Source organism: Leadbetterella byssophila DSM 17132, from assembly GCF_000166395.1.
Classification (GTDB): Bacteria; Bacteroidota; Bacteroidia; order Cytophagales; family Spirosomataceae; genus Leadbetterella; species Leadbetterella byssophila.
Genome location: NC_014655.1, coordinates 1,420,980 through 1,443,712, shown reverse-complemented (window position 1 = coordinate 1,443,712; position 22,733 = coordinate 1,420,980). Strand labels below are relative to the sequence as shown.

At 38.4% G+C, this 22,733-nt stretch carries 22 protein-coding genes and 3 pseudogenes; 14 read left to right on the top strand and 11 right to left on the bottom strand.

The features are described from left to right. Positions 1-39: 39 nt before the first annotated feature. Positions 40-327, bottom strand: a complete 288-nt coding sequence (locus LBYS_RS06945; protein WP_013408160.1) for a hypothetical protein — start codon at positions 325-327, stop codon at positions 40-42. A 52-nt stretch (positions 328-379) separates the two neighbouring features. On the opposite strand from LBYS_RS06945, the gene LBYS_RS06940 reads away from it, so the two are divergent. After that, positions 380-838 (top strand): GNAT family N-acetyltransferase, encoded by a 459-nt coding sequence (locus tag LBYS_RS06940; protein ID WP_013408159.1) that lies wholly within the window; start codon positions 380-382, stop codon positions 836-838. Here LBYS_RS06940 and LBYS_RS06935 read toward each other — a convergent pair. Next, complete coding sequence (locus tag LBYS_RS06935) at positions 816-2,507, bottom strand: tetratricopeptide repeat protein (RefSeq protein ID WP_013408158.1); 1,692 nt, start codon at positions 2,505-2,507, stop codon at positions 816-818. The genes LBYS_RS06940 and LBYS_RS06935 overlap by 23 nt on opposite strands. Positions 2,508-2,671: 164 nt before the next feature. On the opposite strand from LBYS_RS06935, the gene LBYS_RS06930 reads away from it, so the two are divergent. The 6 genes from LBYS_RS06930 to LBYS_RS06905 all read left to right on the top strand — a co-directional run bounded on the left by LBYS_RS06930 (position 2,672) and on the right by LBYS_RS06905 (position 6,708). Next, complete coding sequence (locus tag LBYS_RS06930; protein ID WP_013408157.1) at positions 2,672-3,073, top strand: NUDIX hydrolase; 402 nt, start codon at positions 2,672-2,674, stop codon at positions 3,071-3,073. Beyond that, positions 3,070-4,233, top strand: coding sequence for a S41 family peptidase (locus LBYS_RS06925; RefSeq protein ID WP_013408156.1), 1,164 nt, complete (start codon positions 3,070-3,072; stop codon positions 4,231-4,233). Before LBYS_RS06930 ends, LBYS_RS06925 begins: the two co-directional genes overlap by 4 nt. Positions 4,234-4,270: 37 nt before the next feature. Beyond that, positions 4,271-4,759, top strand: coding sequence for a histidine phosphatase family protein (locus LBYS_RS06920; RefSeq protein WP_013408155.1), 489 nt, complete (start codon positions 4,271-4,273; stop codon positions 4,757-4,759). Then, on the top strand, positions 4,756-5,649 hold the full coding sequence (locus LBYS_RS06915) for an alpha/beta hydrolase family protein (RefSeq protein ID WP_187287934.1): 894 nt from the start codon (positions 4,756-4,758) through the stop codon (positions 5,647-5,649). Before LBYS_RS06920 ends, LBYS_RS06915 begins: the two co-directional genes overlap by 4 nt. Before the next feature lie 64 nt (positions 5,650-5,713). Then, on the top strand, positions 5,714-6,319 hold the full coding sequence (locus LBYS_RS06910) for a hypothetical protein (protein ID WP_013408153.1): 606 nt from the start codon (positions 5,714-5,716) through the stop codon (positions 6,317-6,319). Next, positions 6,316-6,708 carry a thiol-disulfide oxidoreductase DCC family protein gene (locus tag LBYS_RS06905; RefSeq protein WP_013408152.1) on the top strand — a complete coding sequence of 131 codons (393 nt, stop codon included), beginning with the start codon at positions 6,316-6,318 and terminating at the stop codon, positions 6,706-6,708. The genes LBYS_RS06910 and LBYS_RS06905 overlap by 4 nt, the downstream gene beginning before the upstream one ends. On the opposite strand, the gene LBYS_RS06900 is transcribed toward LBYS_RS06905, so the two are convergent. The 3 genes from LBYS_RS06900 to LBYS_RS19740 all read right to left on the bottom strand — a co-directional run bounded on the left by LBYS_RS06900 (position 6,705) and on the right by LBYS_RS19740 (position 8,210). Continuing rightward, positions 6,705-7,085 carry a YchJ family protein gene (locus tag LBYS_RS06900; RefSeq protein WP_013408151.1) on the bottom strand — a complete coding sequence of 127 codons (381 nt, stop codon included), beginning with the start codon at positions 7,083-7,085 and terminating at the stop codon, positions 6,705-6,707. The genes LBYS_RS06905 and LBYS_RS06900 overlap by 4 nt on opposite strands. Beyond that, positions 7,069-7,662, bottom strand: coding sequence for a hypothetical protein (locus LBYS_RS06895; protein WP_148225785.1), 594 nt, complete (start codon positions 7,660-7,662; stop codon positions 7,069-7,071). The genes LBYS_RS06900 and LBYS_RS06895 overlap by 17 nt, the downstream gene beginning before the upstream one ends. 107 nt (positions 7,663-7,769) lie before the next feature. Continuing rightward, positions 7,770-8,210, bottom strand: a complete 441-nt coding sequence (locus LBYS_RS19740) for a winged helix-turn-helix transcriptional regulator (protein WP_262494823.1) — start codon at positions 8,208-8,210, stop codon at positions 7,770-7,772. Here LBYS_RS19740 and tnpA point away from each other — a divergent pair. From tnpA to LBYS_RS19805, 6 genes and pseudogenes are all read left to right on the top strand, one after another. Further along, the gene (gene tnpA, locus LBYS_RS06885) at positions 8,153-8,437 is read left to right on the top strand and encodes an IS66 family insertion sequence element accessory protein TnpA (RefSeq protein WP_013408149.1); all 285 of its coding nucleotides are present in this window, start codon (positions 8,153-8,155) and stop codon (positions 8,435-8,437) included. The genes LBYS_RS19740 and tnpA overlap by 58 nt on opposite strands. Continuing rightward, complete coding sequence (gene tnpB, locus LBYS_RS06880) at positions 8,437-8,775, top strand: IS66 family insertion sequence element accessory protein TnpB (protein ID WP_041823483.1); 339 nt, start codon at positions 8,437-8,439, stop codon at positions 8,773-8,775. The genes tnpA and tnpB overlap by 1 nt, the downstream gene beginning before the upstream one ends. Positions 8,776-9,000: 225 nt before the next feature. Continuing rightward, positions 9,001-9,602: pseudogene (locus tag LBYS_RS18735) on the top strand (IS66 family transposase); the annotation flags it as partial. A gap of 535 nt (positions 9,603-10,137) precedes the next feature. Continuing rightward, a complete protein-coding gene (gene ltrA, locus LBYS_RS06870) occupies positions 10,138-11,370 on the top strand; it encodes a group II intron reverse transcriptase/maturase (protein WP_013408147.1) in 1,233 nt (410 codons plus the stop codon). A 97-nt stretch (positions 11,371-11,467) separates the two neighbouring features. Continuing rightward, a pseudogene (gene tnpC, locus LBYS_RS06865) lies at positions 11,468-12,256 on the top strand (IS66 family transposase); the annotation flags it as partial. A 6-nt stretch (positions 12,257-12,262) separates the two neighbouring features. Then, positions 12,263-12,802: pseudogene (locus LBYS_RS19805) on the top strand (TrbJ/VirB5 family protein); the annotation flags it as partial. A 388-nt stretch (positions 12,803-13,190) separates the two neighbouring features. Here LBYS_RS19805 and LBYS_RS06855 read toward each other — a convergent pair. The 4 genes from LBYS_RS06855 to LBYS_RS06840 are packed head-to-tail and all read right to left on the bottom strand — an operon-like array spanning position 13,191 to position 18,386. Beyond that, complete coding sequence (locus tag LBYS_RS06855; protein WP_013408145.1) at positions 13,191-13,697, bottom strand: hypothetical protein; 507 nt, start codon at positions 13,695-13,697, stop codon at positions 13,191-13,193. Then, positions 13,694-15,892 carry a peptidase domain-containing ABC transporter gene (locus tag LBYS_RS06850; RefSeq protein ID WP_013408144.1) on the bottom strand — a complete coding sequence of 733 codons (2,199 nt, stop codon included), beginning with the start codon at positions 15,890-15,892 and terminating at the stop codon, positions 13,694-13,696. The genes LBYS_RS06855 and LBYS_RS06850 overlap by 4 nt, the downstream gene beginning before the upstream one ends. A 6-nt stretch (positions 15,893-15,898) precedes the next feature. Next, positions 15,899-16,735 (bottom strand): DUF6625 family protein, encoded by an 837-nt coding sequence (locus LBYS_RS06845; RefSeq protein ID WP_013408143.1) that lies wholly within the window; start codon positions 16,733-16,735, stop codon positions 15,899-15,901. Positions 16,736-16,739: 4 nt separating this feature from the next. Continuing rightward, the gene (locus LBYS_RS06840; protein WP_013408142.1) at positions 16,740-18,386 is read right to left on the bottom strand and encodes a vitamin K epoxide reductase family protein; all 1,647 of its coding nucleotides are present in this window, start codon (positions 18,384-18,386) and stop codon (positions 16,740-16,742) included. 114 nt (positions 18,387-18,500) lie between these two features. Between LBYS_RS06840 and LBYS_RS06835 the strand changes: the two genes are divergently transcribed. After that, complete coding sequence (locus tag LBYS_RS06835; RefSeq protein ID WP_013408141.1) at positions 18,501-20,906, top strand: TonB-dependent receptor; 2,406 nt, start codon at positions 18,501-18,503, stop codon at positions 20,904-20,906. Between the two features lie 114 nt (positions 20,907-21,020). Here the strand turns inward: LBYS_RS06835 and LBYS_RS06830 are convergent, their stop codons facing one another. After that, a complete protein-coding gene (locus tag LBYS_RS06830) occupies positions 21,021-21,527 on the bottom strand; it encodes a hypothetical protein (protein ID WP_013408140.1) in 507 nt (168 codons plus the stop codon). Then, positions 21,524-22,474, bottom strand: a complete 951-nt coding sequence (locus LBYS_RS06825) for a hypothetical protein (protein ID WP_013408139.1) — start codon at positions 22,472-22,474, stop codon at positions 21,524-21,526. Before LBYS_RS06825 ends, LBYS_RS06830 begins: the two co-directional genes overlap by 4 nt. Between the last annotated feature and the right edge of the window lie 259 nt (positions 22,475-22,733).

The following is a 22,733-nucleotide window of genomic DNA, read 5'->3' as shown; positions in this document are numbered from 1 at the left end:
CATTTCCAATATTTCTTGATCTGTTACCTCAACATCTATTCATACCAAGGATTTTATCCTATCAGTCTTTGCGTTTTTGTAATGCAGGAAGTGAGCCTGGTATGCAGCTTCCACTTCTAGCATTCTGACATGGTTTCCTTTGACGGTAGGATGAATGCATAATACTCCATCTTCTTTTTCTAAAGAGGCCTTTGCTTCTTCATTGAGAAATGCTAGATAAGTCTCTAAATGTCCGGGTAGAATTTCAATTTCCGCGAATCTATCCATAGGGTCATTCTTACTTGAGTTGAAGAGAAAGAATGGTGTTAGGAATAGTAGGTATTTCATTTTCAATGATTTTACTTGGAATTATCAATTAATTTTTGTAAATTTCTATTATATGACCACAACTTTACGCCCCATTTCCTCTGTTCTCCCGGAGCAGATTCAACTTTTGGCTAATGATCCCCGAGTGGGTAAGCATTTGAGGGCTACTTTTCCTTATCCCTATACCCTTGATGATGCCAAAAAATTCTTAAGCCTTTGTCAGGACGATTCCGTTTTTGGAATTTTCGAAGAGAAGGACTTTGTGGGAGTGGTCAGTCTGCAGGTTCATCACCAACCGGAGGAGGCAGAAGTGGGATACTGGATAGGCGTTCCGTATTGGGGGCAGGGTATAGCTACTAGAGCTGTAGAAAAGGTAATTCATCAAGCCAGGGGACGGTTTGAGCGATTAATTGCAAAGGTTTTCTTAGATAATCCGGCCTCTTGTAGAGTTTTGGAGAAGGCCGGATTTGAATATCAAGGTGTAGAATTAGGGGAGCATGTATATAGGCTTACTTTATCGGAAACCTACTAAAACTACTAGAGATTTTTCGATCGGCATATTGCCATGCTTCTTCTAATTGTACTTCCACTTCTCGAGCTTCTTTTGTTTTACCTTGGGCTAGCAGGGCCTGTCTTAAGCCTGATAGCGCCCATCCGTTCTTTTTCCATTGGTCTAGATCTTCTTTGTAGACTTGAGCGGCAGAAGCGTATTGGCCGTTCTGAAGAAGGGCAGCTCCTAAGAGATGACGGACAGAGAAGAACCAATCTGGAGGCTCATTATAATTCAAATTATCTTCTAATTGTACGGCTTTCTTGAGGAGCTGTATTCCTTTTTTATAGTCATTTTTAGCCAAAGCCATTTGGCCCTGAAGAACATGATGGGCAATGTTTACTATATCATTGCAGGTATTGATCTCCCAAATGCTGAGTTTTTTGATTTCCTCATTATTTAGGTAGTTTTTTAGAGCCTGCGCTTCTATTTCCGCATGTGAAATGTCATTTCTTCCTAAATAGGCCATTCCTCTGGCATAATGCCAAATGGCTTTGGGGTAATCTAAGTCCGGGGAAGGCTGATTAAGTAGATCTTCCCACAAGGAAAACTTAACTCCTACGAAGAAGGGGATACAAAAATAATGCTGTAAAGTACTCCATTCTCTCAACTTCATAAAGGGTTTATGGATTTTTGATTGGAGTTTTTTAGCGGCATTCCAAGCTAGGGCTGAATTTCCTTCCAAAGTTGCCGTGGCTGTTAGGAAATGTAAGTTGTGCGGATAGTAGGTAAGAGGGTAAACGCCCTGTGCATGACAAGCAGTAGTATACAAGCTGTCTACTTCCAGTGCCTTCAAATTCGTCAAAGTTCCCAGATGATAATCACCTGTATTGATATAAATATGAGAGGGCATGTGTATGAGATGACCGGAACCTGACACAAGACTCTCTAAGAGTCGGGCACTGCTAAGGGCTCTCTCCGGAAAAGGAGAAGATTCAAGGGTATGAATATAAAAATGATGTATTCCGGCGTGTAATGGATGGATTTTTATTAAACCTTCTAAGGTACTAATGATCTCATGGGTCCAGGGAAGCGGCTCTTTGTTCTTGTACAGATTCCAGGGATGAAGATTAAGTAAGGATTCTACATAGAGTGCACCCACATCCGGATCAGAGGGAAAAGCTTGGAAGACATTCTTCATGGCTTTGGCATAGTCTTCATTTCCTTTAGAAATGTCTTTTTGGTATCTTACTTGCAAAGCCTCAATAAGGGCTCTTTCTATCTCACTGGCGAAAGCCAACTTCTCTTTTGCTTTCTTGATGGCAGTTTGTGCATGTTCCAAATTTTCTTCGCGCATGGGCGAATTGTAATTGGGTCCTAGAACATAGGCGAAACCCCAATATGCCATGGCAAAATTGGTATCTATTTTAGATGCTTGAAAGAAGGAGCGTGCCGCTTCCCCATGATTATATCCATAGGACAGCATCATGCCTTGCCTAAAATACTTTCTTGCCTCATCACTTTTCGTACTTACTGGAAATGTGATGCCTTCTAGCCCCTGAAAAAGTGGAGCTTTCTTTCCTGAGGTGTACCATTCCTCATCGTTTAACTGGGGAGTTGTGCAAGCGGTGATTTGGGAGGACTCATCCGCTGTAGGTTTTGAACAACCCAGTACCAGAATGAGTAATGGCCACGCGAGTTGCTTGCTCATGACCATAATTCACTTTAAGACATAAACCTAATTATTATTATTGATATGATTCAAATTGTGCTCTGATTTTTAATTATTTAAATGGAAAAATTTAGTATCTGGTAGGTAGTAGGCCAAAATTTTACTGGATTTGTTTAAATTATTTATGCACGTATTTTTGTGCCATGATCACTACAGCAGGACTCTTACTTATCAAAGACCAGAAGTTGCTTCTGGCCTATAGCAATAACAAAAAAGCTTATTATTTGCCCGGGGGCAAGGTTGATCCGGGTGAGACTACACTTGAAGGTTTATGCAGAGAAATTAAAGAGGAACTGAATTTGACGCTGAATCCGGAATGGTGTACTTTCTATTCTCATGTACAAGCAATGGCCTATGGAGAAGAACCGCCAAGGGTTATGGAGCAAGATTGTTTTCTTTACCCTGAAGTGGATGGCTTTGAAGCGAGTGCAGAGATAGGCGACCTGAAATTCTTTTCAACAGAAGAATATGCTAAAGAGCAGATCCAGGTAGAAGGGGTGAAGATTATCATGGATCAATTGAAACGTGACGGTAAAATGATATGAAGATTCTTATCGTCCTTTGGCTCTTGATCTCCATCTCAGCACAGGCTCAGGAAACAGATCTTGACCGTGCTATTGCAGAGATCAGGAACAGCACTCCTTATCCGTTTTCTGGAAATGAGAAGCATTTCGAAAGAACTATAGATAGCCTCATGGGAGTGGTTCCAATGGCGGAGTCTGAGGCGGATTGGTACAGAATACTACGACCTCTAGTTCTGTCGACAGGAGATGCACATTTCGGAGTTAGGAGGAAATTGAGTTCGACTTTACTCTTTCCTTATGAACTTTGGATAGAAAATAATAAAATCTTTATTCTCGAGGAGATTGAAGGGCAGAAGGGTAGGGAATTACTGGCGGTAAATGGGGTTAGTTCTGATTCTTTGTTGGTGGTGATATGGAAAGGTTGCCTCCCTGCTATGCTGCCATTTTTGGAGAGGCGGACGGCAAAAGCCATTGGACGTTTTTTACATGATTATTTTGATTGGAAGGATCAATTTGAAATGGTTACTCCCAACCTTAATTGGACCGCAACAGGTAAAGCTCAGGCCTGGGAAGAAAGTGTCAATTTTAAGGTAGTTGAGGATATCGGTATTTTAAGACTTGCAGATTTGCAGTTTGAGGAAATGGTATATCAGTGGGCAGACATGGTGGAGAAGGTGCCTTCAGGGAAGTTGATAATAGATATAAGGGGGAATCTGGGAGGAAGTGATCTGATCGTTAAAGGATTGTTGGAGGTTTTAACTAGGGAGAAGTTCAATTTGGCAGAGGGTATAGATTACTTTTCTGAGGGTGTAAAGAGCTATATGCCCATATTGGAATTTCAGGAAGGAAAGGCAAAGAGAGATTTGAATCTCGTGCTTCTAGCTGATGTTTGTACTTATTCTGAAGCGCATATTTTCCGACAAATATTTGAACATCATAAGTTGGGAATTGTGATTGGAGAAGACCCATCAGAGGGCTTGAGAATAGGACGGCAGCTCAAAGGAACCGTACTACCCGAATCCGGATTAGAATTGGTGTTTCCCACGATCAATTATAGGATTCCCGGTTTTGAGCAAGAACGAATCTCCAAAACAGATTTGATAGTGAAACCTACACTTCAGGATTTACTGGAAGGAAAAGATGTAGCATTACAGAAAGCATTGGATTATTTGAAAAATTAATTCCAACCTATGCCATGAATTGGAAGTCTATTCTTTTATGAAAATCGGATTACTTAGACACTTTAAAGTTAAGGCAGCCTATCCGGAGAAATTTTGGATGAGAGGAGATGAGGTGGAAGAATGGCTGGACAGATATGATGAATGTGAGGATTTAGAAGTTGTGGATCTTCAAGTAGGCGACTGGGATAAATGCTATTCAAGTCCACTTTACAGGGCTCTTAGGACAGCTGAGAATGTGTTTGAAGGGGAGATTATTACCTTGAAGGAATTGGAAGAGTTTAAACCGAGGTTATCTCGCAATTTAAAATTACCTTTTTTTGTTTGGGCCATGTACTGCAGATTTGGACTAAAGAAGCAAAAGTCTAAATTTGCGCAAAAAATACGGGAAGTGCTTCCTTTATTGACTCAGGGGAAGGTTCTAGTGGTGTCGCATTATTTTGTGATGCAGGCATTAGAACGGATGTTAGTGGCAGAGGGATGGAAGAAGGCCAAAGAGGAGCAGATGACCATTTACCTAAAACCATGAAATACCTAATTACCCTCTTTTTCCCCTTTATTCTATTTGCTCAGACAGATACGCTAACCTTTCAAATTCCAGGACCAGCCGGAAGATTGGAAACGGAGGTATACAAAGTAAAGAAACCTGTACATAGTTTGATCGTTTTTCTAGTGGGTTCTAATGTGGGATCTACTAGAGCTAGCTACGCTACATTTAGTAAGTATTTCTTCGAAGATCTACTAGAAGAAGGTTATGCGGTGGCAGTATTTGATAAAAGAGGAATTGGAAAGTCAGAGAGAAATTGGACAAAGGCCAATTTTAGGGATAGGGCTGCTGATGCAGGTGCAGTAGGCGCATATCTAAAGAAAGAGTTAGGAGTACAAAAGGCAATAGTAGTAGGGCATAGTCAGGGGGGATGGATCACTCAAGTGGCTTTAGCAGAGTACCCTGAAGTTTTTGAGCGTGGAATTAGTCTAGCGGGTCCCACTTTTAGTGTTAAAGAGCAAATAATTAATGATTATACCTCAAAGTACTTCTGTGCTGGCCTTGAAGATCCCCGTGGGAAGGCAGAAAAAAAGGTGAGGAAAATACTGTGTATGTCCCGATTAATGGGGTGGAAAGGTAATTTTCAGCAGTTGAGAATCATACGAAAATTTGAACCTTCTCCTTATTTAAAGAAGATTAATCGACCGCTTTTGCTAATGTTTGGAGAGAATGATGCATTGGTCAATCCTCAAACTTGTGTAGAGCAGTTAAGCAAGATTTTTCCTCAAGGAACTCCTCCTGTAATTCAATATCATGTGGTAGCTCAATCAAACCATTCCTTTAGAATTTCTCCACTTTGTCCCAAAGAAAGGACAAAAGAATATGCTGAGGAGGCAAAGGTAAAAGTTAAATCCTGGCTTTCGGAAAGATAATTAATGTCTTGGGTTTTGGTGATTTTTAACTAATTTTATTTACTTAAATCTCACCAAGTTAGCCATGAAGGATCCGTATTATACTACTCTCTTACCCTTGCAGCGGGTGGGCCGTAAATGTGATAATGTAAGTAGGAATAGGTGTCCCACTTCCACTGAGGCTGCTATGCTATTTCGTAGGGCAAAGAAGCGTTTGAAGGATATAAACAGGTGGGAAGTGGTGGCAGGAAAGGAGAAAGCAACATTCACTCTTACGGATCGGTTTGGCCATTTGATACACAGGGCACCTGAGGTGGGTGATTGTATAAGGATAGGATTGCCGAAATTAAAGAATAGGTATGGGGGAGGATATGATTGGGTGAAGATCCGATTTCTGCAGGAAAGAGAGGAAGACGATTATCAATTGATCATTCTAAGGGTTCAGCCTTGCCCATCGCCCGGTAAGCGGAAGATTGCCCATTTTCTACATCATAAGTCCAGTAATACCTTTTTATTGATCCGCAAAGACAAAGAGGTTTGGGCCTCCATTCATGGTCGGAATGAAACCATAAATTACAGTAGTGGTTTGATAAATTCCCTTAGAAATGTAGTGGCAGCATGGGGTGGATTTATGGGTTTAAGCCAGTTGCAATGGCAGGATTTTGTAGAAGGTTTAATTGAGCGGAAATGAAGTATACGGTTTTATATGATGGCTCTTGTGGGTTTTGCAATTTTTGGGTGAAGTGGATTCTTCAAAGGGATAAAGCCGGTAGTTTTGATTTTGCTTCTTTGCAAGGGGAATTTGGCAGGAACTTTCTTAGAAAGAATGGCCTTCCTGAGGAGGATTGGGATACCTTGTATTTGCTTGGAGATGATAATAAGTTTTGGAGGAAATCTTCTGCTATAATTCGAATTTGTCAGGTTTTAGGGGGAATATATTCCCTAGCAAATTTGGGAAAGATCTTACCCTTATTTATAAGAGATAAGTGGTACGATGTAGTGGCCAGAAATAGAAAGAAATGGATGGGAGAATATTGTTACCTTCCTACCGCAGAGGAAAAAGGTAGATTTTTGGACTAATATTCTGCATCATAAAAGTACCAGATTCCCTTCTCTCTTTTGAATTGAGAATGTTCAACATGGATATGGGCATTTCCCCATTTATCCCTGTAATATGCTTTGAATTTTACTCTATCTTTCAGGGCAGAAATAACCTCAAGTCTAATCCAATGACTCTCTGTACTCCATTTGATGATATCTTCCAGCCGATGATACTTTCGTTTTGAAGGATGAATAGTATCTAAAATATATTGAGGATTCTTAAGTACATATGCGGAATATCTGGAGCGCATCAAGGCTTCCGGACTGCTAGGCGGGACTGTTTTGTTTAGAAAGGGTTCACAACAATCTGTAAAATCTTTTCCTGAGCAACAAGGGCACTTAGTTGGAGAAATCATGCTGATGGTAATATTTTAACCAGGATTCCAGGCAGTCTTTTAAACGGATGGGGAGATTTTCTTCAATGGTTAAGTGCACACTGCTCCCCTTGATATAATGAAGTTCTTTAAAGATCTGAACCAGTTCGTAGTCGATTTGTATCAAAAGGTCATCTACTTTGTCTTCGCAGATATTGTACAACAATTTGTCCAGGTATTCTCTTTCGAGATTATAGAGATTCAAGAATGCTTTACAGTGCTTTCTGAAATAGTCATCCCCAATTTGATCTTTTAAATCTACTAATTTACGAAGGTCTCTAATGTCTGCTAGCAGGTGATCCATACGGTGGCGAGTGACAGGGATTTTGGTGCTGATCTCCTCTTTAACCAACTGTCTCCAGTGGAAATAGCCAATCACTGCTACCAGACAAAGTACAGATAAATAGACTGCAAACCTTAGCAAATCCTCCCAATCAGACCTTAAAGTAGAAATTTCAAAATTACTTGTCAAAGTGATATACGTTCCAAAAATGGTAACGGCTAGTAATAGTAATGTTAGTAAGAGATATGAGCCTCTTTTATAAAAGAACAACTTCACGATGAACTAAATGATTCTCAGGTCGCAATTTACTAAACAAAACGCAAATCACTTACGTATAGACACTTCTTTAGATGAAATCTACTTTTCTGTCGGTGTAAAAGAAATTAATTAGACGACTGCATGATTTTCTTGCGGTGCAGTACTCCCCATCTATGCATGGCATCTACCACTTCAGAAAGGCTGTCACTATATGGTGTTAGCTCATATTCTACTGTGATGGGTTTTGTGTTACAGACTTTTCGAGTGACGAACCCATTGGTTTCCAGTTCCTGTAATTCTTTGGAGAGTATACGAGGGCTGATGTTGGCTTCTCTAGACAGCTCATTGAACTTCATTTTTTGGTTACGAAGTATGCTTATGAGCACAAGTTTCCATTTTCCTCCTACAATATCCAGGGTGTCTTGAATGGCAAGACGTGCTCTTTTGCAGGTATCCGCCCTACGAATTACATATTTTAAAGGATGCTCATAGTGGATAATTTTGTGGCATGAGTAAAGAAGATAAACGGGAACATATGCTGTGGCTGATATCGGATTGGCGGGCAAGTGGGAAGAGTAAGAAGCAATACTGCCTGGAAAAAGGAGTTAGCAGTTCCACATTTTATTATTGGTTTTCCCGCAGCCAAAGCATCTTAGGATACACTGAAGGGTTTGTGGAGATTGATCGGGCTAAGCCTGAGAGCGGAGCGGTAGAGATTATTTACCCCAATGGAGTAAAGTTGAGAATAGAGCCGGATGTACGTCTGTTGTCACAGTTGATCCGTTTGTACTGATGTTTTCATTGGGTTCGAGCCACCGGTTCTACCTCTACGATGGTCATTGTGATATGCGCAAATCATTCGATGGTCTATGCGGACTGGTTACTTGCAGAATGCAGCGTCAGCCTACCAGTGGGGAAGTGTTTGTGTTCCTGAACCGTAGCCGTACCCACATTAAGCTTTTGCACTGGGAACGTGGCGGTTTTGTACTGTATTACAAGCGGCTCGAACAAGGCACTTTTGGCAGGTCTACACTGAAAAAGGGAGAGCTGTCATGGAGCGATTTGGTGCTGATGATCGAAGGGATTCAGGTGGTGAGCAGCATTCAAAAAAAGCGCTATTCACTGCCATAATTGTGCGTGTTTTTATAGGTAGACCGGAGTAAAATCCGTATCTTTATGGTATGGAAACGGCATTGAAAAACCTCTCAAAAGAAGACCTTATCAAGGTTATTTCCAGCCGTGACCAGGCTCTTGTCGAACAGCAACGGATAGTTGATTCCCTAACCAAGGACTCTACCCAAAAGGATCGCTACTCTCGCTCATGAGCGTGACACCCTTACATATGAGCGTGATTATTTAAAAGCGCAGGTAGAGATGCTTCGTCGCATGCAGTTTGGCCAGAAAAGAGAGCGCTTCGAGGCAGACACCAATCAACTCAGCCTCCCCTTTGAAGCACCAGAGCAAGTCCGGCAAGAACAACAGGAAGAAATCCGGGAAAAGATAGAATACATTCGCAAACGCCCTAACCACAAAGGCCGTGCAAAATTGCCTGAGTACTTACCTGTCGTAGAGATCGAGATTCATCCTGAGGGTGACCTATCAGAGATGGTTTGTATCAGATTACCGAAGAACTGGAATGTGAACCGGCAAAGTTCTACATCAACCGCTATAAATATGCGGCTAAAAACGGGGAAGGCGTAAAGATGGCAGCACTTCCGGAGCGGGTGATTGATAAAGGGATCCCGGGAGCAGGCCTGCTGGCGATGATTCTGACGGGAAAGTACCAGGATCACCTGCCCCTTTACCGCCAGAAGCAGATCTTCGCTCGGGAAAACATCCAGATCCCCTCCTCTACGATAGAAGGATGGACAAAGGAGGCTCTGCTCAAACTTCAACCGCTTTATGACCAGCTGATCTTCGAGACCAGATCCAGCGGGTATTTACAGGTAGATGAAACGGTGTGCCTTGAAACAGCCTAAGGCTAGGCTGCATGCTGTACGATTGATGGCAGTTTGGCCTGCCGTTGGGGATGACAGACATACCCAACAAACTACTCCGTGGTGCTGCCTTTCCGAAAGGGGGTGGTATTGAGCGACGAGAGAAAAGGTAGTAATGTAACTATCAAGTGTGATCCAAGGAGCTGAACGAAAGTGAACGGCTGTATTAAAGTATCGTTATCGACTGATACCCTGCCAAAATCGGACAAAAAGTTTCGTGGCCGAGATCAGAGTCCAGCAGCAGTAAACTGGTGTCGGCTGGATGGCAGGCGGTGCAGAGGTCGCAGGAACTTGGATCAGGCGATCGTATGGAACAAGGGAACTTATGGGAGGATGCCAAGGCAAGGACACAAGTGCAACACATGTACAAGGTCAAAATTGCCAAAGCCTTCCATAGGGACGGATCACTCCGTAGTACCGATGAAATTTCTGTAATGGAAATGGAGGAAAGGGAGTGACCGGATCAGTTTCATAATAAACAACAACAGTAAAACGGATGATTGATTACTATGAAACAAAGCAACATCCAATCACCAAGAAAATGGTGTTGGATGCTTACCGAAAAGTACGGGCAAATAAGGGGAGTGCCGGGATTGATACGCAGAGTCTGGAACAGTTTGAGGAACGGTTAGCGGATAATCTATATAAGATCTGGAACCGTATGACCTCGGGCAGTTACCATCCCAAAGCAGTAAGGGAGGTGCAAATTCCCAAGAAAAGTGGAGGTTATCGAGGACTCGGAATACCTACGGTGTCAGACCGGGTAGCCCAACAGGTTGTCAAAAGCTATCTTGAACCCAAGGTGGAGCCGAGCTTCCATCAGGACAGCTACGGTTATCGTCCGAACAAGAGTGCGCATGATGCGCTGGCTAAAACGGTGCGGAACTGTGGGTACTACAGCTGGGTTGTGGACCTGGACATCCGTGGCTTCTTCGATAACATCGATCACGAACTACTCATGAAAGCCGTGCGTGTATATACCGATGAGAAATGGATAATCATGTACATCGAACGCTGGCTTGAAGTGGGCGTAGTGCGTGAGGGTAAAGTGCACAAACGAGAAAAAGGGACACCTCAGGGTGGAGTGATAAGTCCCCTGCTGGCCAACATCTTCCTGCACTTCGTTTTCGACAAATGGATGGAAAAGCATCACGGCAATATGCCTTTTGAAAGGTATTGCGATGACGCCATCATCCACTGTACCACTTGGAATCAGGCTGTATTTATCAAGAATGCGGTAACCAAGCGTATGAAGGAGTGCAAACTTGAACTCAACAGCGAGAAAACAAAAATCGTATACTGCAAAAACTCGATCCACAGAGAGTCAAATCCAGTACCGGTTTCGTTCACCTTCCTTGGTCATACATTTCGACCCTTGGGCAGGCCAACCAAAAACGGCTGGAAACTTACGTATTTTCCGTGTATGAGTCAGGATGCGAAGAAATCCGTTCGAGAGAAAGTGAAGAGTGTAGTGAACAGGCGTTTCATGGGAAAGCTGCAAGACATCGCCCAACGCCTGAACGCAATGGCCAGAGGTTGGATTAATTACTACTGTGTGTATTCAAGATGGACGGTGTACGGACTTTGGTATTGGATTAACCTCAAGTTGGTACGATGGGTTATGAGACGTAAAAAGATGGGAAGAAGGAGAGCACATCAGTGGTTGAGGAAAATCTATAACCAGAACCCAAAACTATTCATCCACTGGACGCTTGCCAGACCGTACTAAATAAAGTAAAGGCTGATCTGGAAGCGCCGTGTGACGGGAGACTGTCACGCACGGTGCTGTGAGAGGTTCGGGGTGAAATTCCCCTTACCTACTCGACCCGATCAGGGTATTGGACAGCGATAAGAAAGGTGCTGCCCATCAGGGCTACTATTGGGTATATCATGCTCCTTTGGATGGAACGGTACTTTTTGACTATAGTCCCACCCGTGGAGATAAAGCGGCCTTCTCTATGTTGGAGAATTTCCAGGGCTATCTGCAGACGGATGGCTATGCGGTGTATGAAAAATATGGCCGTAAGAAAGAGGTAACCCACCTGGCCTGCTGGGCACATGCCCGCCGGGAATTTGAGCGGGCGCTGGATAATGACAGGTCAAGAGCACAAAAGGCCTTATTGATGATTCAGGCGCTGTACTCGGTCGAACGCCAGGCAAGAGAAGCAAACCTATCCCCGGATCAGGTAAAAGAACTTCGCCTTGAAAAGTCCCTTCCCGTGATTAATGAGCTGGGCAAATGGATCTTCCAGGAAATAAAGGGTACGCTTCCCAAGAGCCAGATTGGCAAAGCCATGGCCTATGCGTACAGCCGATGGGATGCGCTGTCGGCTTATCTTTACGATGGTAGCCTTCACATAGACAACAACCTGGTGGAAAATGCCATAAGTCCGGTAGCAATCGGCCGTAAAAACTATCTCTTCGCCGGTAGCCATGAAGCCGCTCAAAGAGCAGCTATGATCTATTCATTCTTCGCCATCTGCAAAAAACATGAGGTAAACCCCTTCCCGTGGCTGAAATATACCCTCCCGAATATCATGACCATCAATCATAAAAATCTCAGAGATCTATTCCCTCAGAACTACAAGAAAATGCAACAGAACGCTAACCTGTAGTTCGTAGGGCGGATACACAGTGCGAATGAAATCATACAGACTTCTTCCACCGTGAGTAATGTGATAAAGAACTTCAACGAAGTGAAGAAAGTGTACGACCAGGGCAAGGAGTATTACGACAAGCTGAAAGCTATCAACAACCTTGTGAAAGATGCCCGTAAGGTGCAGCAAACGGTTTTATTGGTAGGCGATGTATCCGAAATGTACGTTCAGAATTTTGGTAAGATGATGAACGACCCAAATTTTACCCCACAGTAATTGGTCGCTATCGGCAACGGTTATTCGGCGCTGCTCCATGAAAGTACCGAACTGCTGAAAGAAATGAAGCAGATTGTAACCTCTACATGCCTTTCGTTGAATGACAAAGAGCGTATGGACATTATTGATCGTGTGTACAAAGAGGTAAAGGAGTACCACAGCCTGGTGCGCTACTATACTAACAAGAACATTTCTGTAAGCTACCTGAGAGCGAAAAAGAAAAACGATGCCAAAAGAGTACTTGACCTCTACGTGTTGTGTAAGAATCAGGATGATATACAAAGATAATCAAAAGCCCAACAAGTTCTAATGAACAAGTTGGGCTTTCCCGGAATATCCCTAGAAAAACCTCTAACAACAAGTGATGTCAGAGGCTTTACTTTATGTAATAGTAGGGTAACCGCATTTATAATTCGTACATTGTAGGCCACTACAGCAATTAAGTTGGTTTGCGGTACTACATGACTGATTATTGGCCTGACAATTACCGCTGCCTGCCATGATTTTTGACATTTCATCCCTGCCAAGTTTACCTTGTAGATTGGCAAAGTTCATTTTTGGTTTGCTCATAATTTAAGTGCTTAAATTTAAAATATAAAGAATTGAATAGTGCTACTGATATGATGATAATCAAAAACTTATATCAAATTTATAATAATATTTTTAATAAGCAAATTTATTTTTTTTGTTGGAGGTTATATTTTAGGGTGGCTAAAAATGCAGTTAATAGACTTTGCGTATTCGTCCTTACTGTTAGGTAAACTTTCAGGGTTTTGTGCTTGTCAGATAATTTGTTGTTAGCCGAGTATAACGTGGCGACTAATCTGTTATTAACGATATTGATTTTTTGAATTTCCGCATTGATTCGAATAGTTTGGGCAGCATCCTTGAAAATGTTAACTTGTTTATCGGTTAAAGTGGAATTTAGATTTTTGCAATTGTCATCAAAATATAGCAAATATTGGCCATTCATATCATTCTTTATCATTACTCCTGTACAAGAATGAAACGTAGGATACTTTACTTGTGCTGCTAATATCCCAAGTAAGATTGTTAAGAATAAAAGAAGAAATGTGCCATTTCTTGTAAGAAAATCGGGTTTATCTGACAAAACATCATTGATAACCGACCCGACATCACTTACAGGCTTTTTATCATCACTTCCAAGCAAAATTTTGTTCATGACCCAGTTGTTTGAAATTGATTTTTGAATAGCTCAAAATACTTGCCTTTTCGCTCGATAAGGTTGTGGTGACTCCCTTGTTCTACAACCTTCCCCTCATGCATGACAATGATATTGTTTGCATATTGTATAGTGCTAAGACGATGTGCTATAATTAGCACAGTTCTTTTCTCGAAAAAAGTATACAAATTTTTAACAATTGAATGCTCATTATTGGCGTCCAGTGCATTCGTAGCTTCATCAAAAAAAAGGAAAGCTGGATCTTTATAAACTGCACGAGCAATCAATATGCGTTGCTTTTGACCTTGACTTAGACCTTGAGCGTCGCCTCCGATGGAAGTATTAAACCCCAATGGCAAACTTTCAATAAACTCAAGGATATTTGCAACTTGACAAGACCGCCTCAACCGGTCGTGATCAATAGCAGTATAATCAATTGCAATATTATTTGCAATATTGGTATTGAAGATAAATCCATCTTGCATTACGCATCCGCAATTATCTCTCCATCTTGAGGGTCTAATATCTGTTATGCTATTTTCTCCAATTTTTATTTTTCCGGAATAGTTTGAGTAAAATTGCATAAGCAGTTTTAAAATTGTAGACTTACCGCTACCACTCATTCCCACTATTGCAGTTATTTTTCCGTGTGGAATGGTGAATGTTACATCGTCTAAGACTGTTATATGCGAATTCCCCGGGTATGAAAAGGAAATGTTTTCAAATCTGATATCAGATTGTTTAGGCAAGAAATTAGAAAATTTTTTATCAGATGGCTCCTCTTCTTTTAGTTCGTGAATTTCATTTAGTCTACTCAAACTGATTTTAGCATCCTGCGCTTGTTGAAAGAACCCCAATAATTGCTCTATCGGACTGTTGAGCTGTCCGATAATGAACTGTATTGCTAACATAACCCCTAAAGTAATGCCGCCGTTGACGACATCTCTCGAAACTAGAAGAGTAATAAGAATATTTTTTCCTTCATTTATAATAAATGCCCCGGATTGCTGTAATTGATTTAAAGTTAGCCCTTTGAAGTTTATATTAAATATCGAGGCTTGTATGCGTTCCCATTCTTTTCGCTTCAGAATTTCGCTGTTGCTGAGCTTTATGTCCTGCATGCCCAAAATAATTTGCATAGTAGTCGAGTTTTCATTACTGCTTAAAGCAAAGCGTTTGTAGTCAAGATTGCGTCTAATTGGAACAAACAAAAATATCCATAAAAAGTAAAGCACATTACTTGAAAAGAATATAAAAAAAAATGTAGAGTTGTAAATGTACAGGACAACTGAGAATACAATTAAGTTTATGAGAGAGAACAATGTGTTAATTGTACCGCCGGTTAGAAATTGTTCAATGCGATTTTGATCTGCTATTCGTTGAAAAATATCCCCTGAACTACGTATTTGAAAAAAGCTTAGGGGCAAACGCATTAGCTTCACCCAAAATTCTGAAAGAATTTTCAAATTAATATGTGTACTAACATATAAGAGAAGTCTGTTCCGAACAATTTCTACTAGTAGCCTGCCTATAATTAAAATTGCCTGGCCAATAATAATTAGGTTGATAAAGGAAATATTTTTTTGGCGAATGCCAGTATCTACAATACTCTGTGTCATAAATGGTAAAAGTAGCTGAATCGAACTACTGATAAACAGTCCAATTATAATTTGGCCAAAATATTTTTTATAAGTCCAAATGTGCCCGTACAATTTTTTTAGACCAACGCGTTCATGATCTGCCGAATAATCATATTTTTTATTTTTGTAATCCTCGTTTTTTGGTTGCAGAAGCATAACAATCCCTTCACCCGATTGTTTATCAGCAACCCACTGAGTGAGAAAATCTTTTTTAGTTAATTTGATCTTCCCGACCGCTGGATCTGCGATAAAATATTTATCTCTTGAAGACTTATATAAAACTACATAATGAAATTGATTCCATAAAAGGATTACAGGTAGTTGAAATTCCTTGAATTTTTCAATTTTGCAGCGAATTGAAGTACTTTCAAACCCAAATTTCTCTGCGGAATCTGCAAGACTCAATAATGATACACCAGTGGATCCTAAATCTGTCTTATCGTATATCTGTTGTCGACTTATTTTCAGACCATGGAAATGAAATATCATCCTGAGGCAAGCAGGGCCACAATCCATACTATCATGTTGTTTAGTAAATTTGAATCCAAATGTCATGCTCCCCTAATTTATCTGAATAATTCTTGTTGGTGTTATTTTGAAATTATTGCCCAATACATGTTTATGCTTTTGTATGTTTGTGTTGTATTTAAATTTTATCATATGATAAAGGGCAACTTCAAACTTATTTTTGTAAAAAAGGCTACCGTTAATCCATGTTAGCCTTCCAGGAGTGCCTTCTATTACGTGAAAATCGAAATAAGCTTGAATTACCTGATTTTCTTGCAATCTTTTTATTACGTGCATCATACTTTCTATTTCAGAGCTGATTTTCGAATAGTGTATTCCGTCAGCGAATGATGTGAACGAAAAATTTGTTTCATCAAAACAGAAATGGCGTGCATTCATAAATATCTTTTCATAATCTTTACTTTGTCTGTAAAGGGCATTAATCTTGCCCGTATTTTTAAATAAAGTAAAATAACCAGTTATAAAATCGTGCCGAAGATATATTACATCATAATTATTATTGACAGGCTCGCTTATAAAATTTGCTAAATTTCCAAAGATAATATCTATATCCCCATGCCCCCAATAATCATATCCGAGAAGATAGTCCTCAAAGATATGACCATAAGCAGGCTTAAAATCGCATAGTTTATAGGGGTCATTTATGACTACCTCAAATCCGAGTTTTTCAGAAGCCAATTCTTTGAAGTTATGTAAAGAGAGTTCCAATAATTTAACGTTAGGAGGTAAATCGTCTTCAAAAGGAATATCACTTACGACGAGGAACTCAACTCCGGGATTAAAGCTGCATGAATGTAAAAAATATTTAAAATACCACGGCCATTCTCCAAAATAGGGACTGATAACCTTAATAGTTTTCCTGATATCCATATTATTATACTCTAACAAAATTGGGAATATCTTGCACTGAGTACATTTCTGGCATCTGGTATCCGTTTATAAAAAACGTTGGAGTAAAAGTTATATCATTATCCTTTGTCCACTTATACATTTTGTCTATCTGGTCAATAACCTCATGTGAATCTACGTTTATTTGATATTTAGTCGCAAAAACTTCAAAATTCTTCTCTTTAGCATTGTACCAATCATCTAGCGCTTTTTCTATAAGCTTTTTATCTTTAGTAAGATTTATTGCCATAAATATTTTTACAGGGAATGAACGTGGGTCCTCCCAACTACTTGATGCACTAAAAATGATATGCAATTTAATATTGTCATGATAAGTTTCGAGTAATTTTTTGTATTCCGGATGCGCCTTTGCGCAAGGATCACAGTATGGGCTACACACTTTAAGAACAACAGTTGATGCATCAGGGTTACCTAGTGTTATACCCAAGGTGTCAGGAACCTTTTCAATTTTCTTTTGAGTAGTTAAAATGGATTCAAAAATTGGATGATTAAACTTCAATCTATTTAGTTCCATTGCTAGGCTTTTATAAGTAAAAAAATCCTTGAAATCTCCTTTCATCGATTTCCACAACAACAACGGAATTGTAAAGAAGAATAGAGTACAAGTTAGTATCGTACCAATATCTCCACTTAATCCTCCAAATCCATCAACTATATATAAATAGAAACTTATAATACTTCCTATAAATAGCACTGACTGAACCACTAAACACAACGTACACCATTCTTTTATTAATTTCCATTGTGCATATATGGAGATGAACACACCAATGATACTAAAGACATACATTATTTTAACTAGCGATATAAGTGAACTTGCGATACTAGAATCAAACGAAGCAAGTGTTAAAAGGCTTAAATTTCCAAAAAAAAATGCAAATCCAATTTCGCTGAATGTAAGACCAGGCAGCAATTTTGCATATTTAGAATTTAATACTGCTTTACAATTTACATTTTTCTTAACAGAGCAGATTTTTTTTAGTGCCTTATTTTCACTGTCAACTTCATAAAGAAGTAACAGAAAGCAAACCCCCAAACCAAAAATGGATAGTAGTTGTAAAACTGCGTATGCTATCGTGCTTTTCCAATCATTACTAGACATAGCGTAATGAATTGTACAGAATATGCAAAAAAACAGTATGGAGCCTAAGGCGGCAATCGTTTTTGCTTTATATACTAAATCGGCTCTATGTTGCTTAATATAATTTTTTTCCCCGCTATTTTCAGAAGAGTTAACTGCCAACACTACTCCCGACCACTGTGATAAGAAATCTTCCTTATATATTTCAATATTATGACCACGTTTATCAACATAGCTGATTGTGTTATCTTCAACACTTGAGACAACCATTAGTTCTTGATTATCAGTTTCCACGACAGCTAATAACGGTACAGGATACACTTTCAGTTCATCATAATTTATTCTGAATGCGCCATTTTCAATATTTAAGTCAGATAAACAATCACTCAGCGCTGTCAAGCTCGGGTAATTGCTATGTCGATGTAGGTATTGCCTGATGAAGCTTTTTGTTACTTTAACTTTTAGAAGACGTGTAAGTTGAATACCTGCGTTTTCTAATGTTCCATCGTCATTTAAGAGAAGTTTAAGCATGATTTAAGAGTAATTCTAAATTAGTAAGAAAATTTACGTTGGTAATTTTAAGCAATGTAATTTTTTTTGTTTAATTTAAATTTAATTAAGAAAATTAATAAAATTAACAATCCCATGAAATCTTTTCTATGGTGTTTAATTTTTACTTCGCTTTTCATTTTTAGAGGTCTAGGTGTAAAAGGGCAATCAATAACTACAGTCCGTCTAAGTATTCTCGATTCAATTGATCATACGGAAATATCTACCGCGGTAATTAAATTATATGAAGGCGACATAAAGGCTGTAGATTCTATTTTTGTAGATTCGAAGGGACTGATTACCACTCAATTAATTTCAGAAAGAAACTATCGCTTTGTAATTACTGCGGTGGGATATCAAACATATGTCAAGACTTTTACTATCCCATTTTCAGATGTCATACTTAATTTAGGAAACATATACTTGGTTAGAGATTCCAAAATCCTTAATGAAGTGGTAATAAAGGGCAGCAGACCATTGGTAAAGCCAACAATAGAAGGTCTCGAATATAGTGTCAGTGATGATCCTGAGAATACCACAAAAAATCTATTAGATATATTAAAGAAAGTACCATTACTATCCGTAAATAATAATGAAAAAGTGCTAATGAAAGGCAGTACCGATTTCAAATTCTACATAAATGGAAGGCCAGCTCAATCTTTACAGGGGAATCCCGAAAGCGTATTAAAATCAATGCCTGCAAGTAGTATAAAAAAGGTTGAAATCATCTCACATCCTTCTTCAAGATATGATGCTGAAGGGGTAAATGGCATAGTCAATATTATTACGAAGAAAAATTTGAACAATGGGTACAGCGGTACAATTGGTGCATCTTACGATTATCCTATAGGACCTGGTTTAAATGGGGCACTATCCATACGACGCGGGAAGATTGCTATATCTGAAAGCGCCGGTTATAACCGACAACATCAACCTGATCTGAGTCAGGGAACCATTCAAGATAACGTACAGGGCTTTCAATTAATTAATCAATATGGCACAAAAAAATCAAGGGGATACTATATGTTCAGTACAACTGACATAAGTATCGACATAGACACCTTGAATTTATTGACAGCATCTTTCACTTACTATAACTTTCCCGACCGTACTACCAGTATTTTTAATAATATTTTAGCCAGTCCGGGAAACTTATGGCCATTATATAACGAATTAATTGATAGAACTTTAAAGCTTGGAAATAAAAATTTATCATTAAATTATCAAAATAGATTCAAGAAAAATAAGGATGCCACCTTAACTGCTTCCTATAATTATTTACGGCTTAATAATTACCAATCTAACGTAATTACCTATAGCGGAGAACAAAATACTAATCAGCAAAATTATTCACAGGAAAATACTTTTGGAATGAATGAGCATACGGGCCAAATTGACCTAAGTTATCCATTCAAGAAATGGCATGTGGAAGGTGGTACCAAGGGTATCTTCCGGTCAAACTTTAGTGAGTCTAATCAGAATGGATTGACAAATTCTACTATTACACCTGTAAATACTAATTCTTATATTCATCAACAAAATATTCTAAGCATATACAACAGCTATTCCTTCAAGTTATTCAGCCTTGACTGGAAAGCAGGGGGACGTTTGGAGAAGACAAATGAAAAGGCGATATTTATGTCAGAGGATAAAAAGCTCGATTTTGATTACACCAATTTTTTACCATCTTTTATTTTGCAGAAGAACTACAAAAAACTTGGAACGCTTAATTTGTCATATAACCAAAGGATACAGCGTCCCGGTATTTTCCAGTTAAATCCTTATGTCGATATTTCTAACAGCCTATTTGTTTCTACAGGCAATGTAAACCTAAAACCAGCGAAATATCATAATGTCGATTTTACTTATTCTAAATATGGAAAGTCGAGTACCCTTTCTTCAAGTTTATTTTTCAATTTTACAAATTATTCCATTCAATATGTTACTTACATCCATCAAGATTCCATAACAATTTCACATCCTACAAATTCCGGGAAGGTCAGAAGAATTGGTGATAATTTTAATTACAATTTTTCTAAGGGTCGAACCAATATTAATTTAAATGGACAAATCTCTTATCTTTATTTCTCAGGTGAGCAGCTTGGCGAAGACATTTCGAATAGTGGATTCACAGGCAATATTTACGTTTATATTGGCTATAGTTTGAATAAGGGGTATCGGCTTTCTCTTAATCTTGGTTATTCAACAAGGGATCTATCTTTGCAAGGATATAATAATGAAAGATACATAACCAGCGCTTCAATATCGAAGAGTTTATTTGATAAAAAGGCAAAAATAAGTCTGACAGTTAATAACCCATGGACTCGCTATTACAGAAATAAAACGACTATAAACGGTGGAGATTTCAGACAAACAAATTTCTCTGACAGCTTTAACAGAACTTTTAGCGTAAATTTTTATTATAATTTTGGCCGTTTGCAAAATGGGGTAAAGCAAAATGACAGGATTATCATCAATGACGATTTGAAAAATAAGAAATAGATATCCTTTTTACCCCGAAATCTCTAATTTAATTTTGTCCTACTTTTTGGGTAGTGTCTCAAATAAATCGTGAGTCTAATTGATAAATATTAAATGTAAATCTCTTTTATTATTTTAGCTTTTTTCAATCTCTTCTAGTTCTTTATCAAAAATATTATACATCCTCTTCAAAATCATTAGAAGAGTAATGCAAAAATGACACAATAGAAAATAAACCAACCAAGTAAAAAATACTTTTACACATGGTTTGCTGATATATGTAAACAAGGTAATTATTATTGAAAAAACGGAAAGGATGATAGCGAAAGAGATGTTTGCTAATAATTCTTTAAGGACGGTGTTTTTCACTTTTCTAGAAGCATCTCTTTTTACTATGTCAAATATTAAAACTATTATGTTAAACATTAACCCTACAAAAATTGATAGGGAAGTAATAATAATATTAGTAGCCTCTGGATTTAATTCTATTTCATAATAGATAAGACTTATGGATATTAATAAAGGCATTACAATAAAAGTTAATACATCATCCTTATCAGGCTTACCAGTATTCGTATTTTTTATTGTTGAAAAATGAGTAGTAAGAATTTTGCTAATATCTATTTTATTAAGAAAAGTCATCTCCGTGCATTTATTTCTTCATTAATATCAACGATTATCTCTCTCGCAATCTTATCTATACTTTCAAAAACAGGATGACCGTTCTCTTGCCTTTCGACCTCATTATCAATATCAAAATATGGTTTTAATTGGGCAGATTGTGATAAATCAATAGTCCGTGTATTTTTCCCCAATTTAACCTTTATTAATTCTTTGTGAGACCCATTAAAACCAATATTCTCTAGTTCACTTATAGTAAAAAGTCTTGCATTTGGATCATCTAAGAATCTCTTGGCCCTATCATTTATCCCAAAAAAAGTTTTATTCTCCGCGAGTATCCTCAATTCTATACTTTTTATTCTATCTGTGTCGAAGTTCAAATCAAATTTATCCGATATATCTGGAGGCAAAGAATATCTCCTCAAAATAATCTCTCTGATTCCTCCCTCTTCAATAAATTTCCGAGCTAGAACTTTAGAAACATACGCATTGTATTCAACCATCAAGTCCGGATACTTTTCTTTAAAAAAACCAGAAAAATGGCTGGTAAAAACACCATATATTCCAAAAACACCTAATCTTTGAGTTATAAAAATTCCTATATTTGAATCACTAGGCATCCATACCAAATAATAGAACGGTTTTATATCAAGCTCATCAACTCTTTTTGTATATTTTGGATTGCCATCCATATCTTTAATCTCACTTTCTACTCCATAATCACCACTTTCTAAAATTCCACTAATTATTCTAGCTTCTGATGTAATTCTTTGTTTATCAGTAAACTGAAGTGATTTCTGTTGCCTTTCACTAATAGTAATGTTGTTAGAATAATGCTGTAAAAACTCTTTAAAAAACGATAAAGAGTCTTCACCAGAAATGAAGTCATTCAAAGGTAGGAATGAATCTTTTTCTCGTTTATTTCTAATTTGAAAGGTATATACCTCCAGGTTAATATCGAACGCCATAAATTATCAGTTTTATTAATAGGTTTATAATAAATAACTTACACCCCATTATCATTCATCTTGTTAACAAATGACAGGTTTCCTTGTAGCCTTCTGACTAATAAAATATACAAAAAAATTATCCGTATATCGATGTGTAGGCATGGTTTAACTATTAGGGAAATTAAGACACAATTCTACAAAAAAATCTTTAAAAGTTACAATATCAAACGAACAACGTTTATTAAATGGGAATGAACAACGGACAGTGCAAGAGAGC

Coding starts and splice junctions, on each gene's coding strand:
- LBYS_RS06945 (WP_013408160.1), bottom strand. CDS start 327: ATGAAATACCTACTATTCCTAACACCATTCTTTCTCTTCAACTCAAGT.
- LBYS_RS06940 (WP_013408159.1), top strand. CDS start 380: ATGACCACAACTTTACGCCCCATTTCCTCTGTTCTCCCGGAGCAGATT.
- LBYS_RS06935 (WP_013408158.1), bottom strand. CDS start 2,507: ATGAGCAAGCAACTCGCGTGGCCATTACTCATTCTGGTACTGGGTTGT.
- LBYS_RS06930 (WP_013408157.1), top strand. CDS start 2,672: ATGATCACTACAGCAGGACTCTTACTTATCAAAGACCAGAAGTTGCTT.
- LBYS_RS06925 (WP_013408156.1), top strand. CDS start 3,070: ATGAAGATTCTTATCGTCCTTTGGCTCTTGATCTCCATCTCAGCACAG.
- LBYS_RS06920 (WP_013408155.1), top strand. CDS start 4,271: ATGAAAATCGGATTACTTAGACACTTTAAAGTTAAGGCAGCCTATCCG.
- LBYS_RS06915 (WP_187287934.1), top strand. CDS start 4,756: ATGAAATACCTAATTACCCTCTTTTTCCCCTTTATTCTATTTGCTCAG.
- LBYS_RS06910 (WP_013408153.1), top strand. CDS start 5,714: ATGAAGGATCCGTATTATACTACTCTCTTACCCTTGCAGCGGGTGGGC.
- LBYS_RS06905 (WP_013408152.1), top strand. CDS start 6,316: ATGAAGTATACGGTTTTATATGATGGCTCTTGTGGGTTTTGCAATTTT.
- LBYS_RS06900 (WP_013408151.1), bottom strand. CDS start 7,085: ATGATTTCTCCAACTAAGTGCCCTTGTTGCTCAGGAAAAGATTTTACA.
- tnpA (WP_013408149.1), top strand. CDS start 8,153: ATGAGTAAAGAAGATAAACGGGAACATATGCTGTGGCTGATATCGGAT.
- tnpB (WP_041823483.1), top strand. CDS start 8,437: ATGTTTTCATTGGGTTCGAGCCACCGGTTCTACCTCTACGATGGTCAT.
- ltrA (WP_013408147.1), top strand. CDS start 10,138: ATGATTGATTACTATGAAACAAAGCAACATCCAATCACCAAGAAAATG.
- LBYS_RS06855 (WP_013408145.1), bottom strand. CDS start 13,697: ATGAACAAAATTTTGCTTGGAAGTGATGATAAAAAGCCTGTAAGTGAT.
- LBYS_RS06850 (WP_013408144.1), bottom strand. CDS start 15,892: ATGACATTTGGATTCAAATTTACTAAACAACATGATAGTATGGATTGT.
- LBYS_RS06845 (WP_013408143.1), bottom strand. CDS start 16,735: ATGGATATCAGGAAAACTATTAAGGTTATCAGTCCCTATTTTGGAGAA.
- LBYS_RS06840 (WP_013408142.1), bottom strand. CDS start 18,386: ATGCTTAAACTTCTCTTAAATGACGATGGAACATTAGAAAACGCAGGT.
- LBYS_RS06835 (WP_013408141.1), top strand. CDS start 18,501: ATGAAATCTTTTCTATGGTGTTTAATTTTTACTTCGCTTTTCATTTTT.
- LBYS_RS06830 (WP_013408140.1), bottom strand. CDS start 21,527: ATGACTTTTCTTAATAAAATAGATATTAGCAAAATTCTTACTACTCAT.
- LBYS_RS06825 (WP_013408139.1), bottom strand. CDS start 22,474: ATGGCGTTCGATATTAACCTGGAGGTATATACCTTTCAAATTAGAAAT.